Annotated in this window: 14 protein-coding genes; 10 read left to right on the top strand and 4 right to left on the bottom strand. The window is 37.2% G+C overall.

Annotated features, from left to right (window positions below; all coding sequences use genetic code 11):
* Positions 1-413 precede the first annotated feature (413 nt).
* The 7 genes from hppD (at position 414) to D9O48_RS10045 (ending at position 9,892) form a co-directional block, all read left to right on the top strand.
* Positions 414-1,544: a 4-hydroxyphenylpyruvate dioxygenase gene (hppD, locus tag D9O48_RS10075; RefSeq protein ID WP_199750547.1), complete on the top strand. Its 1,131-nt coding sequence runs from the start codon at positions 414-416 to the stop codon at positions 1,542-1,544.
* A 270-nt stretch (positions 1,545-1,814) separates the two neighbouring features.
* Positions 1,815-2,369, top strand: a complete 555-nt coding sequence (locus D9O48_RS10070) for a TetR/AcrR family transcriptional regulator (protein WP_126972845.1) — start codon at positions 1,815-1,817, stop codon at positions 2,367-2,369.
* A gap of 7 nt (positions 2,370-2,376) precedes the next feature.
* Positions 2,377-3,642 (top strand): beta-ketoacyl-ACP synthase II, encoded by a 1,266-nt coding sequence (fabF, locus tag D9O48_RS10065; RefSeq protein WP_126972844.1) that lies wholly within the window; start codon positions 2,377-2,379, stop codon positions 3,640-3,642.
* 159 nt (positions 3,643-3,801) lie between these two features.
* Complete coding sequence (locus D9O48_RS10060) at positions 3,802-4,977, top strand: L,D-transpeptidase family protein (RefSeq protein ID WP_126972843.1); 1,176 nt, start codon at positions 3,802-3,804, stop codon at positions 4,975-4,977.
* A gap of 547 nt (positions 4,978-5,524) precedes the next feature.
* Positions 5,525-8,218, top strand: coding sequence for a 4-alpha-glucanotransferase (locus tag D9O48_RS10055; protein ID WP_126972842.1), 2,694 nt, complete (start codon positions 5,525-5,527; stop codon positions 8,216-8,218).
* A 28-nt stretch (positions 8,219-8,246) separates the two neighbouring features.
* Positions 8,247-9,269, top strand: a complete 1,023-nt coding sequence (locus D9O48_RS10050; protein WP_126972841.1) for a dipeptide epimerase — start codon at positions 8,247-8,249, stop codon at positions 9,267-9,269.
* A 56-nt stretch (positions 9,270-9,325) separates the two neighbouring features.
* Complete coding sequence (locus tag D9O48_RS10045; RefSeq protein WP_199750546.1) at positions 9,326-9,892, top strand: NADPH-dependent FMN reductase; 567 nt, start codon at positions 9,326-9,328, stop codon at positions 9,890-9,892.
* A 551-nt stretch (positions 9,893-10,443) separates the two neighbouring features.
* Here the strand turns inward: D9O48_RS10045 and D9O48_RS10040 are convergent.
* A complete protein-coding gene (locus D9O48_RS10040) occupies positions 10,444-11,118 on the bottom strand; it encodes a YceI family protein (protein WP_126972839.1) in 675 nt (224 codons plus the stop codon).
* Positions 11,119-11,496: 378 nt separating this feature from the next.
* On the opposite strand from D9O48_RS10040, the gene D9O48_RS10035 reads away from it, so the two are divergent.
* Positions 11,497-11,985: a hypothetical protein gene (locus tag D9O48_RS10035; RefSeq protein WP_126972838.1), complete on the top strand. Its 489-nt coding sequence runs from the start codon at positions 11,497-11,499 to the stop codon at positions 11,983-11,985.
* 38 nt (positions 11,986-12,023) lie between these two features.
* On the opposite strand, the gene D9O48_RS10030 is transcribed toward D9O48_RS10035, so the two are convergent.
* Entirely contained in the window at positions 12,024-12,458 is a 435-nt protein-coding gene (locus tag D9O48_RS10030; RefSeq protein WP_126972837.1) for a BlaI/MecI/CopY family transcriptional regulator, read from the bottom strand.
* A gap of 428 nt (positions 12,459-12,886) precedes the next feature.
* Between D9O48_RS10030 and D9O48_RS10025 the strand changes: the two genes are divergently transcribed.
* Together D9O48_RS10025 and D9O48_RS10020 are read left to right on the top strand one after the other, a co-directional pair.
* Positions 12,887-14,023 (top strand): ImmA/IrrE family metallo-endopeptidase, encoded by a 1,137-nt coding sequence (locus D9O48_RS10025; protein ID WP_126972836.1) that lies wholly within the window; start codon positions 12,887-12,889, stop codon positions 14,021-14,023.
* Complete coding sequence (locus tag D9O48_RS10020) at positions 14,023-14,520, top strand: DUF4411 family protein (RefSeq protein ID WP_126972835.1); 498 nt, start codon at positions 14,023-14,025, stop codon at positions 14,518-14,520. The genes D9O48_RS10025 and D9O48_RS10020 overlap by 1 nt, the downstream gene beginning before the upstream one ends.
* Before the next feature lie 57 nt (positions 14,521-14,577).
* Here the strand turns inward: D9O48_RS10020 and D9O48_RS10015 are convergent, their stop codons facing one another.
* The gene (locus tag D9O48_RS10015) at positions 14,578-16,830 is read right to left on the bottom strand and encodes a sodium-translocating pyrophosphatase (RefSeq protein WP_126972834.1); all 2,253 of its coding nucleotides are present in this window, start codon (positions 16,828-16,830) and stop codon (positions 14,578-14,580) included.
* A 455-nt stretch (positions 16,831-17,285) separates the two neighbouring features.
* Positions 17,286-17,735 carry a carboxymuconolactone decarboxylase family protein gene (locus D9O48_RS10010; protein ID WP_126972833.1) on the bottom strand — a complete coding sequence of 150 codons (450 nt, stop codon included), beginning with the start codon at positions 17,733-17,735 and terminating at the stop codon, positions 17,286-17,288.
* Between the last annotated feature and the right edge of the window lie 4 nt (positions 17,736-17,739).

Below are 17,739 nucleotides of genomic sequence, written 5' to 3'. Positions count from 1 at the left end.
TTATAAGTTTTAAGGCTGACAGGCTGTGTTATATAATAAATTAAATAAGTTGAAAATTGAAAACGGGTACGTAGGTCAATTAAAAATTAATAATTAATAACGGCTACGCAGTTCCTGAAATTAATATCATTTGTTATGTTCAATTACAAAGAGTTATTGTACAATTTCAATTTTTCATTCTTCATTTTTCATTATCAAACATCCTGTTTTTGATTTAACACGCGATTTTTGTGGATTTGAATAAATTGACGTACATTCATATTATGCGACCTGATTTCGCACATAAATGTTTCCCTGATGAGCGCAATAATTATTGCCTGCTTATGCTTTGCTTAGCGATGGATTCACTAAGCTAACCTCTTATTTCCCTTGGCTATATAACTTTTTTTAGCTTTTTCTTAAATCATACAAATATGTCTACACCGATTGCGTCTGGTATGCAGGCTGCTGCGCATACAGACTTTTTGCCATTACACGGTACCGATTACGTAGAGTTTTACGTAGGTAATGCCAAACAAGCAGCACATTTTTATAAAACAGCATTTGGTTTTCAATCGCTTGCTTATTCCGGTCCGGAAACAGGTGTGCGTGATAGAGCCAGTTATGCAGTTCGTCAAAACAAGTTGACTTTTGTTTTTACAACCCCTTTACGTACTGACAATGAAATTGCTGATCATATTTACAAACATGGTGACGGCGTGAAAGTGCTGGCATTAAAGGTAGAAGACGCTACCAGTGCCTGGAAAGAAACCACCAAACGCGGTGGCGAGTCTGCAATGGAACCAACCGTTTTAGAAGACAAACATGGAAAAGTAGTGGTAAGTGCTATCAAAACCTATGGCGATACATTACATTACTTCATTGAAAGAGGCCAGTACAACGGTGTTTTTTTACCTGGTTTCGTAGAATGGAAATCTGAATATAATCCGACTTCAACCGGCTTACAGTATGTAGACCACTGCGTTGGTAATGTTGGCTGGAACCAGATGAATAAATGGGTAGGTTTCTATGAAACGGTGCTGGGCTTCAGAAATATCCTGAGCTTTGATGATAATGATATTTCTACAGAGTACTCTGCTTTAATGAGTAAGGTAATGAGTAATGGTAATGGTTATGTAAAGTTTCCGATCAATGAACCTGCAGAAGGAAAGAAAAAATCGCAGGTAGAAGAATATCTCGATTTCTATAATGGTGAAGGAGTACAGCACGTAGCCTTAGCCACCAATGACATCATTGAAACAGTAACTGCTCTTAAAAGCAGAGGAGTAGAGTTTTTAAGTATTCCGACCAGCTATTACGATGATCTGGAAGAAAGAGTCGGTAAGATTGACGAAGACCTGAAACCACTTGCTGAATTAGGTATTCTGGTGGATAGCGATGACGAAGGCTATCTGTTACAGATTTTTACCAGACCGGTTGAGGATCGTCCAACTTTGTTCTTCGAAATTATTCAACGTAAGGGAGCAAAAAGTTTTGGAAAAGGTAACTTTAAAGCGTTATTTGAAGCTTTGGAAAGAGAGCAGGAAAAACGCGGTAACTTGTAAGATGTAGTCTGACATTTAGTATATAAAAAAGCTGTGCAGTATCTGATACTACACAGCTTTTTTTTATGGTATAACAAACTTTTCAATACAAGCACAATGTCTTTATTCGAAACATCCGGAAAGAGAAAGGCTAATTTTACCAGACACGATTGAGTAATATACTTCATTTAACAATCTAAAACTCTTTTTGAAATTGATAATCAATGCTATAAGTGTTTTTTAAAATATATTTGCCTACCTACTGGTAGGTTTGTATGTTTGTAAAAAAAGATGACTACCCGCGACCACATTATTCAAACGGCAGATCAGCTGATTCGTGCAAAAGGATACAATGCATTCAGTTTTGTAGATATTGCCAATGTGGTAGGTATCCGGAAACCTTCTATTCATCATTATTTTCCTCGGAAAACCGATTTGGGAGTAGCTGTAATTGAATATCATATTCAGCAATTACAAAAAATACAAAAGGCATTTGCCGTTAAATGTGCTGTTGAAAAGCTAGATCGCTTTTTTTTGATTTATGATGATATCAAAAAACACAATAAGGTTTGTTTGGTGGGATCACTGACAACGGACTATAATACACTTGATGTGGAGGTACAGGATAAACTCCGCTATTTTTCGGAAGTGATGTTAAACTGGGTGACAGATTTTTTAGAAGAGGGCAGGTGTAAAAAGGAATTTCATTTTTCGGAAGCCCCACGTACAAAAGCTTTATTGATTATCACCAACATGATTGCAATTGTTCAGTTATCCCGGGTTACTGAGGATAAAGATTTTAATCTGATGAAAGAAACCATTAAAAAAGAGTTACTCACTAACTAATTAAACAATGAAAAGAGTCGTTATAACAGGTATCGGAGCAATTACTCCTTTAGGAAATAGCGTGAATGAATTTTGGGAAGGGTTGATTGCCGGGCAAAGTGGTGCTAAATTAATCAGCAGGTTTGACACCACTCATTTTAAAACAAAGTTTGCCTGTGAAGTGCGCAATTTTGATCCTCTCTTATATTTGGAAAAGCAGGAAGTAAGAAAGTACGACCTTTTTACACAATATGCCTTGGCAAGTGTGCAGGAGGCAATTGAAAACGCAGCAATTGATTTCAGTAAAATAGATCGTGACCGTGTAGGTGTTATCTGGGCTTCGGGGGATGGGGGTGTTTCTACATTTGAAGAACAGGTGGGGGAGTTTAAAGCAGGCAACGGTATTCCACGCTTTAGCCCGTTTTTTATCTCTAAACGTATTCTTAACATCGCATCAGGTGTTATTTCGATTAAATATGGATTGCGCGGGGTTAACTATACGACCGCATCCGCTTGTTCGGCGAGTAATACAGCGCTGGTAGATGCTTTTAACTACATCCGTTGGGGAAAAGCTGATATGATCATCAGCGGAGGTTCTGAGGCGTCAATTACCGAAAGCTCTATTGGCGGATTCAATGCATCAAAAGCGCTTTCCACGAACAATGAAAATTATTTACAGGCCTCAAAGCCCTTTGATACAAACAGAGATGGTTTTGTTCTGGGTGAAGGTGCCGGAGCGGTTATTCTGGAAAGTTATGAAAGTGCCGTCAGAAGAAATGCACCCATCATAGCAGAAATTGTGGGTGGAAGTATGGCTGCCGATGCTTACCATCTTACCGGAACACACCCTGAGGGCGATGGAGCGTTTTTAGGAATGAAACTTGCTTTGGAAGATGCCGGCATCACTGCCGGAGAGGTCGATTATGTAAATGCACACGCCACCTCCACACCGATGGGTGATCTGAGTGAATTAAAAGCGATTGAAAGGATTTTCGGACCAAATGCAGGTGTTTCAATCAGTGCGACTAAATCAATGACAGGGCATCTTTTGGGAGCCGCAGGAGCCATAGAAGCAATTATTTGTATTAAAGCAGTAGAAACAAACACGATTCCCCCGACCATTCATTCAACAGTTATAGAACCCGCGTTTGTTGATCAACTGGATATTATTCTGGGAAACGCAAAAGAGAAAACCGTGAACATTGCTCTTAGCAATACCTTCGGTTTTGGCGGACACATCGCTTGTTCGGTTTTTAAAAAATTCAGTTCTGATACAGAAGTGACGAAGGCATAATCTGAAGTTAGTTTGAAAATACAAAAGTTACCCGCACTGTAAAACTGTTTAACAAGGGCAATAATATTGTTTTTTAAACGATTTCTATATTCTGTTAATTAGCAAAATGTTTTGAACTTTGTGAGTATCTTTAAGCTTAAATCAGCAAAAAATAAAGGAATGCGCTTATTTATAGTATTATTGGGTTGTTTGGTGGTGTTGCCATTCCTCTCGTTTTCTCAAGGAACGGCAGCTGCCAATGCCAACTTTGTTGAATATCAAAAAAAGTTCCCGCGCATCAATGCGGCATATTATAAGAAATTACAAAATTTACAGAAAGAGTTTAGTGATAAGAATCTTGCCTGGCCTGCCCGCTATATTTATATCCGCTCTTTTAAATACGATAGTGAGCTCGAAGTATGGGTAAAGTACCAGAAAAACGAATCGTTTAAATTATTCAAAACTTATAAAGTTTGTGCTTTGGCCGGTACTTTAGGTCCTAAACGTTTACAGGGTGACTTTCAGGTGCCGGAAGGATTTTACTACGTCAATGAATTCAATCCTAAAAGCATGTATCATTTGTCGTTAGGACTCAATTATCCAAACGCCAGTGATAAAGTATTAAGCGATGCGCATCAACCCGGTGGTGATATTTATATTCACGGGTCGTGCGTTACAACAGGTTGTATTCCGATTACGGATAATCAGATTGAAGATTTATATATATTGGCAGCTCACGCGATCAACGAAGGGCAAGACTTTATTCCGGTTCATATATTTCCGATCAGGTTTGATGTAAAAAGAAGTGTTGATTACCTGAATAACTATGCGCGTAATTATCCGGAATACAGAAGTTTTGTACAGCCACTGAAAGAGGCTTACGATTACTTTAATATGCATGCTGACCTGCCATTGATAATGGTAAACAGAAGGGGGGAGTATGTAGTACAACCGTTAAAAGAAACATTTATCAGAATCAACGAACCGATTGTTCCGGTGCATGTAGAGTCGCCGGTAAGAATCAATACATTTCCTGAAGATTCCATTTCTAAAGTAGTGGATCAGCTACCGCAGTTTCAGGGGGGATATGCCGCTTTTCAAAAGTTTCTGGATAAGTTATCGAATGACATGAAGGTTCATATGAGCGGTAGCTTCAGTAAAACTTATCTTACTGTAGAGTACATTGTAGATCAGAAAGGGAAAGTTGTTTTTGCAGAAGTTACTAAAGGGGGAAACAAGCTCATTAATGAGAAAGTGGTAGATGCTTTTGAAGCTTTACCGAGATATATTCCTGCCAGAAGATTAGGTAGAGATGTTGCTATGCGATTAACACAGGGAATAGATATTTCATTATAAGACCTGGGTAGTGTGTCACACTACCCGGGATATAAAAAAGCCTCCTCAACAAAGTTGAGGAGGCTTTTAATATTTTGAGATATACTGATTAGATAATGTCCAGCGCTTTCACAAAGAAAGTGCAAACGAAAGGAATAATCATGGTTAAATACTCCCAATGCGCAAAACATGCGAATAAAAATGCTGCTGTCGATAGCAAAAACAAAAACCAGTATAGACCAGTAGACTTTTTAGATGTTTCCATGATTAGAACTTTAAATTTGTGCGAAGGTAAGGCTAAACAGGTAATAATCATATACTTAGTAATGAAAAATTTTCAAAAGTTTTTTCATTTTGTAAAATCATGATTCTAAATAATTGATATACATTGTCTTATAGATTATTGTGGTAGCTAATTTAAAAATTTGTAAACACAAAAGCAGGAATTTCCCACATTAGTTGTAATTCCTGAGAAATTAATTGTGTATTTAGTACACTTTGTATATTTTCGTGAGATATTGCTTGCCTGCTGGGGAACCGGGGGCTATTTGACGATAAACATTTGAAAATGAAGATTTATTTTTTTGTGAGATTTAGTACCCTTTACGGACAGCAATTGTCTGTAATGGGAAATATAGACGCGTTAGGCAATAATACGGTATCCAAAGCTCTTCCCCTAAAGTGGTACAATTCTTCTTTGTGGTACGGAGAAATTGAAGTGGATGCCAATTCCATCAAAGATCCGATTCAATACAAATATATTTTAACGAATGAAAGCGGTTTAACCATTCAGGAATGGGGTAATGACCGTTTGATTCCGGTACATGATTTACCGCATCATTCTATTCAGGTAATTGATACCTGGAACCATGCCGGAACTATCGAAAATGCATTTTTTACCAATCCTTTTCAGGAATACCTGCTGCCCGTTAACAACTACCATCTTAAAAAACAAAAACTCAATAAAAAAATTACTCATCTTTTCAAAGTAAAAGCTCCTTTACTGAAAAAGAATGAAGTGGTATGTTTACTGGGTAACGGTAATACTTTAGGCAACTGGGATACACAGCAACCGGCTATTCTTCAGAAAGAAGGTGACTGGTATACGTTGGCATTGTCCATTTCTACATATGAATTACCGCTGGAATATAAATACGGTATATACAATATAGAGCAACAACAGTTTGTTGCTTATGAACCGGGCGATAACAGACTGCTGCACGAAGAGCAGCATGAAGATCTTACAATTGTGCATGATGGATTTGTGCAGATGAAAAATGATGAGTTTAAAGGAGCCGGTGTTGCTATTCCGGTATTTTCTTTAAGAACCGAAAGCAATTTCGGAGTAGGGGAGTTCAGCTCTATTAAAAATCTGGCTGACTGGTGTGCTACAACCGGTTTGCAACTGATTCAGTTGTTACCGGTAAATGATACTTCTGCCACACACACCTGGAAGGATACCTATCCATATGCAGCTATCTCTGCTTTTGCTTTACACCCTTTATACCTGGATGTATTTGAACTGGCTGGTAGTAAGTATCATAAACTGGTAGAACCTTACGAGGCTAAAAAACAGGTCTTGAATGAAGCTGCTGAAGTACGGTATGAGGAAGTAATGCAGTTTAAATGGGATATTATTCATCAGCTTTACGATAAACAACATAAAAGCTGTTTTGACTCTAAAGAGTATAAAAGTTTCTTTAAAGAAAATGAACATTGGCTGGTACCGTATGCTGCATTTTGTTATTTGAGAGATTTATATGGAACTCCTGATTTTAACCAGTGGCCTGAGCATTCTGTGTATACAGAAAGTGAAATAGAGAAGCTAAGTCATACAAAAGCAAAACATCATCATAAAATTGCTATCCATTATTTCGTTCAATATCATCTGCACAGTCAGTTGTCTGACGCCGTAGCATATGCGCACGAAAAAGGAATTATCATCAAAGGTGATATCCCGATAGGTATTTACCGTTACGGAGTAGACGCCTGGATAGAACCGGATCTTTATCATATGGATATGCAGGCCGGTGCACCTCCGGATGATTTTGCAGTAAAAGGTCAGAATTGGGGATTTCCAACCTATAACTGGGAAAAAATGGAAGCGGACGGCTTCTCCTGGTGGAAAAAAAGATTTCACCAGATGAGTTATTATTTTGATGCTTTCAGAATCGATCATATTCTTGGTTTCTTCCGTATCTGGAGCATTCCAATGCATTCGGTTGAAGGAATTCTGGGATACTTTGTGCAGGCATTGCCTTTAGAGCAAAATGAAATAGAAGCGCAGATCGGCTGGTTTAGTCATGAAAGATTCTGTTCTCCATATATCAGTGACGCCGTTTTGTGGGATATGTTTGGTCCGAATCAATCAAAATTTCAGCAATATCTTGTATCCAACCACCACCAGCAATATCAGTTAAAAGAAGAATTTAATACACAACGGAAAGTTGAAGCTCATTTTAGTGAACTCGAATCAACAGAAGAAAATCAAAAAATCAAACAAGGTTTGTATGATTTGATTTCTAATCTGATTTTTATTGAAGAAAATGGTCGTTATCATTTCAGATTTGGTATTAGAGATACTTATTCGTTTAAGCATCTAAGTCATGACGTTCAGGCGAAGCTGGAGCATTTGTACAACTATTATTTCTTTCAACGCCAGGATGAATTCTGGAGAAAAGCGGCAATGAATAAACTACCTGCGTTAAAGGCAGCTACCAATATGCTGATTTGTGGCGAAGACCTGGGTATGGTGCCAAATTGTGTTCCTGATGTAATGCAACAGTTAGGGATTTTAAGTCTCGAGATTCAGCGTATGCCTAAAGAAGCAGGGATCGAATTTTTCCATCCGAAAGATGCTCCTTACTTGTCTGTAGTAACTCCGTCTACCCACGACATGAGTACCATTCGCGGCTGGTGGGAAGAAGATTTACAGAAAACACAAAGGTTCTATAACAATATTCTGAATGAGTACGGCGATGCACCGTTCTATTGCGAAGACTGGATCAATGAAAAAATAATTGATCAGCACTTTTACTCTCCGGCAATGTGGGCAATTTTCCAGATTCAGGATTTATTGGGTATGGACGGTTCTATCAGAAGAGTTCATCCGGAAGAAGAAAGAATCAATGTTCCTGCAATTCCAAATTATTACTGGAAATACAGAATGCATCTATCTATAGAAGAATTGCAGAAAAACACTTCATTTACGCATAAATTAACCGAAAAAATCCGCTTATCGGGCCGGAGATCCATCAAATAGCATGTATATTTGGTGAAAAATCGGGAAGATGAACGTTGCGTACAGATCGATTAATTTACCATTTAAGTATCCTTTTACTATTTCAAAAGGTACGAAAACACATCAGCCATCCTTACTGAGCCGGATAGAATTCAGAGGTTTCAGAGGTTATGGCGAAGCTCCGGCAATCAATTATTACAATATTACGGTAGAGCAAATGATCGAAGACATTGAGAAAAAGAAAATGTTTATCGAAAAATTTGCTTTTACCGAACCTGAGAGATACTGGCATTATCTGCATCACCTGTTACCACAGAATCCATTTTTGGTTTGCGCTTTAGATATCGCTACCTGGGATATGTTCGGTAAAATCACGAGAAAACCTTTGCACGAGTTATGGGGATTTAAACCTTCGGAAGAAATGGCCATCTGCGATTATACCATCGGTATTGATACCGTAGATAAAATGGTGGAGAAAATGAAGGAAAAACCCTGGCCGATTTATAAGATTAAAGTAGGCACACCACAGGATATTGAAACAGTAAAAGCTTTAAGGGAAAATACCGAAGCTGTATTCAGAGTAGATGCCAATGCTGCGTGGACACTTGAAGAGGCACTGTATAAAATTCCTCAGTTAAAAGAACTGGGCGTTGAATTCGTAGAGCAACCTCTGGCAAAAGATAACTGGGAGGGAATGAAAGTTTTATATAAAGAATCTCCTTTACCATTAATAGCTGATGAGTCCTGCGTATTTGAACAGGATGTAGAAAAATGCCTCGAACATTTTCATGGAATCAATATTAAACTGACTAAATGTTCAGGGCTAACTCCTGCATTGAGAATGATTAAACAGGCAAAATCTTTAGATCTGAAAGTAATGGTGGGTTGTATGAATGAATCAACTATTGGTTCGGCTGCTATTGCTCATTTATTACCGGCATTGGATTATGTAGATATGGATGGTCCTTTGTTATTGAATGAAGATGTTGCCACCGGCATAGAATACAATCAGGGAAAGGTATCTGTTCCTACAGCACCCGGGCTGGGCATTACTTTGCACGAGCCGTTTTAAAGTATTGCCTGTCATTCAGATAATAATTTATTGACTTATTTAAAAACAACCATATAATGAAAGTATTAGTAATTTCTTCAACGGTCAGGCCTGGTAGAAGAGGACCCGTAGTAGCACAGTGGGTGGTAGATCAGTTAAATCAGAATGAAGCATTTGAAGCTACTTTATTAGATCTGGGAGAGTTTCATCTGCCATTAATGAATGAAGTAAATCATCCGAGGTTACAAAAATATGAACTGGAGCATTCAAAAGTATTCAGCGAGCAGGTGAAAAATGCTGAGGCATTTGTAATGGTAACCGGTGAGTATGATCATACATATCCGGCTCCTTTGAAAAATGCATTGGAATACCTGGTTTTTGAGTGGCAGTTTAAAGTGTCTGGCATTGTTAGCTACAGCGGAGGTTATTTTGCGGGTGTGCGTGCTGCTGACAAATTGAAGGGAGATCTGATGAGTAAAAAAGTGGTTCCTTTAATGGAAACAGTACATATTCCAAATGTGGATCAGTTGATTCAGGAAAAGAAATTTCAACCTACAGAAGCTATTTCAAAAAGTTTAGGTGTATTGGAAAAAGCTTTGATCCGTTGGAATAAAGGGATGGAAGTGATTCGTGCAAATGCATAATATCCTGATCAGTTAAAATTTTAAAAAGCTTACATCGTATTACGTGTAAGCTTTTTTGTTTCTGTTTGGTAACCGGTAAAACCATAACTTTTTAATCTTTTTTTCTTGTTACTGCGTATATAATAGAGTACCGATGCATGCAGGTATATTGGATACACCGGAATGTATTTACATCTGGGTGTTATCCGACTGGGGTATCGTATAAGCTCTATAAACATCGCTGAGTGGGCATTGTTGAGAGCAGAGCGATTCACAAGTAAACAGTATAAAGGGAGACGGTTACGTAACACTATGAAGGCGGATGGTGGAGTATAGTGTTACAAAAAATAGTAAATGCGTATGAAGTAAAACAAAAAAAGAAAAAATAGTGTTGGTGATTGCACTAATCTGTAAAAGTTACTGATTGGTAATAAAGCCGCCTGTAAAGTAAGCAGTGTTTTTTAGTATTGCATTGAAAGGAATGTTTTTGTTTTGCATCTTTAGCATAAAACAGATAAAAAAATCCCCGCACCATGATGGGTGCAGGGGCTATAGTTTATTTCGCCAAAAAATTACTTTTTCAAAGCAGTTACATTGAAACTTACTTCGATATCTTTACTGATCATCCACTCTGCAGGATCAGCTTCAGAAGTACCGAATTTCAGATTCCAGTCAGTACGGTTCACAGTGAATAATGCGTTTACAGTAACTTTAGTATCATCAACAGCAACTTTAGCAGGGAAAGTAACATTTAAAGTTTTTCCTAATAAAGTTAAGTTACCGCTAACCGTTTTATTTGCACCCTCAATGGCATTGGTTGCTGCACCAGGAGCTAAATCAGTAACAGAAGTAACCTGGAATTCTGCTGTTGGGAAAGAATCAACCTGGAAGAAGTCTGCACTTTTTAAGTGATTCTGTAAATCAGTGTGTTTTTTTCCAGCTTCAGAAACAGAAGCAGAATCAACTGTTAAGGTAGTCATATCAATTACAAAATCACCAGCAGTTAAGTTACCTTCAGCTACAGTAATTTCGCCATCTTTAATGGTAAGAGTACCCCAACGTGGTGCAAAACCACCTTTATGAAACGCCTTCCAGTTTACGATAGAGTTTTGTAAGTCTACTCCGTAAGCAAATCCTGCTTTTTCAGCTACTTCCTGTGCATCTTTAACAGAAGCTTCATTTGAGTTTCCACAAGCTGTTGCGAAAAGAACAGCACCCGCAAGTACTAATACATTAAATGTTTTCATATATGATTTGTTGTTTTTAACAAGGCAAAGATACAATCCAAATTCATTGTTTAAACACTTATTTTTAGATTTAACAGATTCACAACGCTACGAGGGCGTTGAAAAACGGGTAAAAATCGCTTTAAATAAATTGTCTAAAATATAATCGCTTAAAAATCAAGGGGTAAAGTCTATCGATTTAGTCTATTAAGCGAAGTAATGATCTGGTTGTCAGTTACCTTTTGTATAATGATTTTCGCTAAAGTAATAAATTTTTTCATTTAAAGAGTCTTTCTTACCCGGAGGTGAATATGTTGTGGATTCTTCCACTGATCACTATTCACCCGATATCTGCTAGTTTTGGGCCATATTTTTTAAAACATAGATCATCAGTCGCAATTGAAAAAAATAGAACCTTATATCCTCAATGGCTTTTTATTAAGCTTACCTGTATTAGTCTGGAATATCATAATGGCCGGTAAACTTCCTGAAGTATTTCAACCTGCAATTTTCCAACAGGCGATTCCCTTATGGATCACCTATGGTGAAAGTATTTTCAGGCTGCTGTTTTTCATACTCATCTTCCTCATCCCTTTACGCAATCGTTATCCTTACCGCCAATATGGTTGGTGGATATATGGCATCGGTCTGGTCATTTACATGCTGAGTTGGCTCCTGCATATCATTTATCCCGATAGTGGCTTGAGTAATTCTTTAATTGGACTTCTTCTTCCATCGTTAACTCCTTTATGCTGGATGACGGGAATCATTTACATCTCCGATTCTTATAGTTTCGGAATTGTATATAAACGATGGATATTGATTGGTGTGATGCTCTTGTTTCTGGTGTTTCATAACCTACATTCGTTTATCGTATACTACCGGTAATAAACTGAATGGAGTGTGGGAGGTAAGAACGGAAAACTCTACATCTGAATACCTGAGTGATTATCTGATGAATTAGTAACTGCACCGTTGTGAAGCGTTTTCTTCTGCTCTTCTATTAATTGTTCGATTGTATTTAACTCTTCTTCATTAAGATGATTATCTCTAAGTGCCTGTTTAATTAAATCAACTTTTGAACCTGCAAAAAGAGATTGTGTAATTCTATTCAATAATGAATTGAGTGTTTCTTCTTTGTTGATGGTTGGTCGGTAAATGTGAACTTTTGAACTGGCGTCGCGATCTACAATACCTTTTTCAAACATTATTTGCATCAACTTTAGTGTAGTAGTGTATCCAACATTTTTGGTGTTTGCAATGATATTGTGTACCTCACGAACTGATGCATTTTCTTTGCTCCAAAGTACTTGCAAAATATCCAGTTCAGCGTCTGTGGGTTTAACGAATGGTTGCTTCATTTTGAATCCTTTTGTTCCGGATAAAAGTACTATTCGCTTTGTAAATGGCTAGTTAATGTGAATGACATTCATTGTTTTTCGATTGGTGGTAATGGGTATTTTTAAGATAGTTTTTACAATATCGTTTGTTGAAATCGGTTGCACAGTTGTATGAATATTGCAAAGCAATTATCATTACTTGTTTACTATAACATCAGCCTGATCGTAAACTTTTCAACGTAGACAATAAGAATGCTTTAAAAATATTGATCAATAATGTTTTGAGTAGTGTTTTTGAAGGATTACATATAAAATTTAAAGAAAAATTATTATATTAAACTAATAGTGTAGTTTATAAGAAAATAATACTATTTTATAAATAAATTTAGTGTAATTTCTAATTTTTTTGCAAATACTTTTATTACTTTAATATTCAATAAATTTGCATTGTGAGTGTAAAAGTTACAAACATAAATGCTGCTTTAATAGAGTGGGCTATTATCCGAAGCGGGAATAGCTTAGAAGATTTTTATGCTCAGAATCCTAATGTTAGAAGCTGGACCAACGGCGATAAAGTACCAACAGTAAAGCAACTGGAAAGCTTTACCAATAAAGTGCATGTTCCTTTTGGGTATATGTTCTTAACAACTCCACCTGAGGAAAGAATTCCACTTCCGTTTTTTAGAACGGGCTCTAATGAAATCAGTAAAAAAGTAAGTCTGAATGTATATCATACAATTCAAATAATTAAAGAAAGACAAGATTGGTTGCGTGACTATTTAGAAGAATTGGAATATCCCGACCTTGATTTTGTAGGTAAGTATTCTTTAAATCATGATTATAGAGTAATAGTAAAAGCCATAAAAGATACACTTCATTTAAGCTCCGGTTGGGCTGAAAAACAAAATAGTTGGGAAAGGGCTTTAGAATATTTAACTTCTACGATTGAAGAAGCTGGGATGATCGTCTCATTTAATGGTGTTGTTGGTTCAAATAATTATAGAGCTATTGATGTAAAAGAATGTAGAGGCTTTGTACTCGTTGATAAAAAGGCTCCTTTCTTATTTATTAATTCAAGTGATACAAAAGCAGCTCAGATGTTTAGTCTAGTTCATGAATTGGCACATATATTTATAGGTGAAAGTGCAGGGTTTAATAACGACAAATTGTTACCGGCAAGTACTCCACTAGAAAATCTATGTGATAAAGTAGCTGCCGAATTTCTCGTGCCTGAAAGCTTTTTGTTAGAGAGATGGAAAACTACCCGTGATTTCAATGTTCTAAGCAGAGTGTTCAAGGTTAGTCCAATTGTTATAGCTAGAAGAGCATTAGACCTGAGCTTAATAAATAAGGCTCAATTTTTTCGTTTTTATAATAATTATATTTTAGAATTCAATTTTAGAAAAGAGCTTAGCAGCTCTGGTGGAAACTACTATACAACTGTTAGAAAAAGAATTAGTTTGAGATTTGCTGTTTTTGTAAATAATGCAGTGAAAGAGAATAAGCTTTTATATAGGGACGCATACAGATTAACTAATATGACTGGAAACTCTTATAATAAATTTGTTACAGAATATTTGTATTAGTGAAAAAATATTTATTAGATAGTAATGTATTAATTCAGGCACATCGAATGTATTATCCATTTGATGTGGTTCCTGGTTTTTGGCAAAAGCTTTTATTCTTATCTGGAAAGAGCTCTATCATTAGTATTGATAAAGTCAAAAATGAAATATGCGGAAATTCTACTGAAGATGATTTGTCTAAATGGTGTTCCACTCAATTAGATTCCGGATTTTTTGTAAACACAGAATCTTGTATTGATGTTTATGCGCAAATTGCAGAATGGGTAAATTCACATGCTGTTTTCTCTCAGAGTGCTAAAGAGCTATTTTTGTCAACCGAATTAGCAGATCCTTGGTTAGTTGCATATGCTCAAAAAAATAATTGCACAGTTGTAACTCATGAGATAAGTCAACCTCATAGGAGGAATAGGATTAAAATTCCAGAACCATGTGATCGTTTCGGTGTAAGGTGGATTACACCAATAGAAATGTTTAGGGATCTTAAGGAAACATTTTAAATAATAAAAAATGAGTTGCACTAATGCAACTCATTTTTTATTATAGTAACTAAAAGTTTACTGTTGAACAGAAGAATACACAACGGTATTTTTTTCATCAACTATTGAAGTAGTGATTACACTCACTTCTTTTTTGGATTGATGAGTAGAGTTTTCACTGATGCCTGCTTTAGCAGCAAAACGTTGCGCTAAGGTAGGTGCTATTACCAGTGATACAATCGACATTAGTTTAATAAGAATATTCATTGAAGGACCGGAAGTGTCTTTAAACGGATCACCTACAGTATCACCGGTTACCGATGCTTTGTGTGGTTCTGATTTTTTGTAGAAAACTTCTCCGTTAATATCCACTCCTTTTTCAAATGATTTTTTTGCATTATCCCATGCACCACCTGCGTTATTCTGGAACATACCCATTAATACACCTGATACGGTAGCACCAGCGAGGAATCCACCTAATGCTTCAGGGCCCATTAAGAATCCGATAATAATAGGAGACAGGATTGCTATTGCCCCGGGCATCATCATTTTTTTAATAGACGCTTCAGTAGAGATGGCTACGCACTTATCGTATTCCGGTTTACCGGTACCTTCCATAATTCCCGGAATAGTTCTGAATTGACGACGCACTTCATCTACCATGGCTATTGCTGCTTCACCTACTGCTTTAATAGCAAGTGAAGAGAAAATAAACGGTACCATTGCTCCGATGAATAAGGCAGCCAATACATCGGCGTGATAAATATTAATAGCACTTTGCAGGTCGTAACCGTTGTTTTTAATAACACCTACATAAGCGGCGAATAATGCTAATGCTGTTAATGCGGCAGAAGCGATTGCGAAACCTTTACCGGTAGCTGCGGTTGTATTACCTACTGCATCGAGTACATCGGTTTTTTCGCGCACTTCTTTTGGTAATTCACTCATTTCTGCAATACCACCTGCATTATCTGCAATTGGTCCGAATGCATCGATTGCCAACTGCATCGCTGTGGTGGCCATCATACCAGCTGCGGCAATTGCCACACCATATAATCCGGCACATTCGTAAGAACCCCAGATACCGCCAGCTAAAACGATGATAGGAAGGAAGGTTGATTCCATTCCTACTGCGAGCCCTGCTATTACGTTTGTTGCATGACCGGTAGCAGAACCTTTTACGATACTGTTCACCGGACGTTTGCCCATCGCTGTATAAAATTCTGTGATGATACTCATTAATGCACCAACCAGTAATCCTACACCAATCGCTCCTAATACGCCCCATTTCGTGAATTCATAATCACGTAAAGTCATTTTTTCTGGCAAGATATAATATACAAGGCCTATAGATGCAATGGCGGTCAGGATCATTGATCCCCAGTTACCTAAGTTGAGTGCTTTTTGAACGATACCGGTATCTATTTTGGCAGAATCACTGATTCTTACCATCCAGGTTCCCACGATAGAGAAAAGAATACCGACACCTGCAATTAACATTGGTAATAAAATCGGAGCCATACCACCGAAATTATCTACCGAAACAGTTTCTTGTCCGAGTACCATTGTTGCTAAAACAGTAGCTACATAAGAACCGAATAAGTCGGCTCCCATACCCGCAACATCACCCACATTATCACCTACATTATCGGCAATGGTAGCAGGGTTACGCGGGTCATCTTCCGGAATACCCGCTTCTACTTTACCTACCAGGTCTGCACCTACGTCTGCAGCTTTGGTATAAATACCTCCGCCCACACGTGCAAATAAAGCGATTGATTCAGCTCCTAAAGAAAAACCTGTTAAGACTTCAATGGTTTTCAACATTTCGTCTCCGTTAACAGAAGCGCCACCGGGAACGAATAGTTCTTTTAATAAAATAAATAAACCGCCTAAGCCTAATACAGCTAAGCCGGAAACACCTAATCCCATTACCGCACCACCGGTGAAGGATACATTAAGTGCTTTTTTCAAACTGGTACGGGCAGCTTCAGCTGTTCTTACGTTTGCTTTAGTGGCAATACGCATTCCGATATAACCGGCTACAGCACTGAAAATAGCACCGATTACAAATGCAATGGCAATTGACCAGTGAGAGTGAGGATTAGCATTAGCCATAACAGCTAATAGTATCCCAACGATGACTACGAAATAGGCTAAAATTTTCCATTCTGCTTTGAGAAATGCCATGGCTCCTTCAGCAATGTAGGTACTGATTTCTTTCATGCGATCGGTTCCTACAGATTGCTTCGAAACCCAATTGAATTTTACTAGTGTGTAGAGCAAACCTATAATGCCCATTACCGGCACCAGGTAGAGCAAATTGTCCATAAGCAATTGATTCTTATTGTTGTTGTTTTGAAAGGATAATAAATATAGTAGAAAAAATGTAAAGTTTTAATGACTCTGCGTATTTCTACCAACTTTAAATGTCGATATTTAGGTAATGTATTTATAATCAAATTGTTGCGTTTTGTGGAAATGTGAAAAACTTCTGAAAGTCAGTCCTGTAGCAGGTTAAGGATATCGTATTCCGGAATCGCGAAGGCTGTTTTTGGGAAAGCAAGCTTATATATTAAGGTGTAGGTTTTTTTGTAAGGCAGGGTGTTGTAAAGTATTATTTTATAAATAACGGTAATATATATATGTTTTTTATTTATTTTTTTCGTATCTTTTAAGAAGGAGCACTTGCTTTTACTTCTTCATTAAAAAAGGAATGAAAAAATCCTTATAGAATTTATCCACTCCTTTTTTGAAATTTTTATAATACGTTCTGCCAGTTGTCACTACTTACTCAATGGTATCGGTAAATTAGTACTGATTGCAATTCTGTTCCATGCATTGATTGTGATAACTGCCATTAATATTTCTGCAACCTGTTTCTCATTGAAAAACTGACGTGCTTTAATATAGGTTTCATCACTTAATCCTTTCTCATGAATTAATGTAGTTTCTTCGGTCATGAGTAAAGCAATTTTTTCTGTTTCAGTAAAAACATCTCCTGCTTCTTTCCAGGAAGTAATTAAGAAAAGACGTTGAGCCGTTTCTCCACTCTCTAATGCTTCTTTAGTATGCATGTCGATACAAAAAGCACAACTATTGATATAAGAAGCTCTGATCTTAATTAATTCAAGTAATGGTTTAGGAATTGATATGTGGTTCAGATATCCTTCCAACATAAGCATTGCCTTGTATGCTTCCGGTGCTATTTCCTTTAAATTAAATCTTGTTTCCATTTTT

This window comes from Gynurincola endophyticus (assembly GCF_003991195.1).
In the GTDB taxonomy this organism is placed as follows: Bacteria; Bacteroidota; Bacteroidia; order Chitinophagales; family Chitinophagaceae; genus Gynurincola; species Gynurincola endophyticus.
This window is presented reverse-complemented; position numbering and strand designations above follow the sequence as displayed.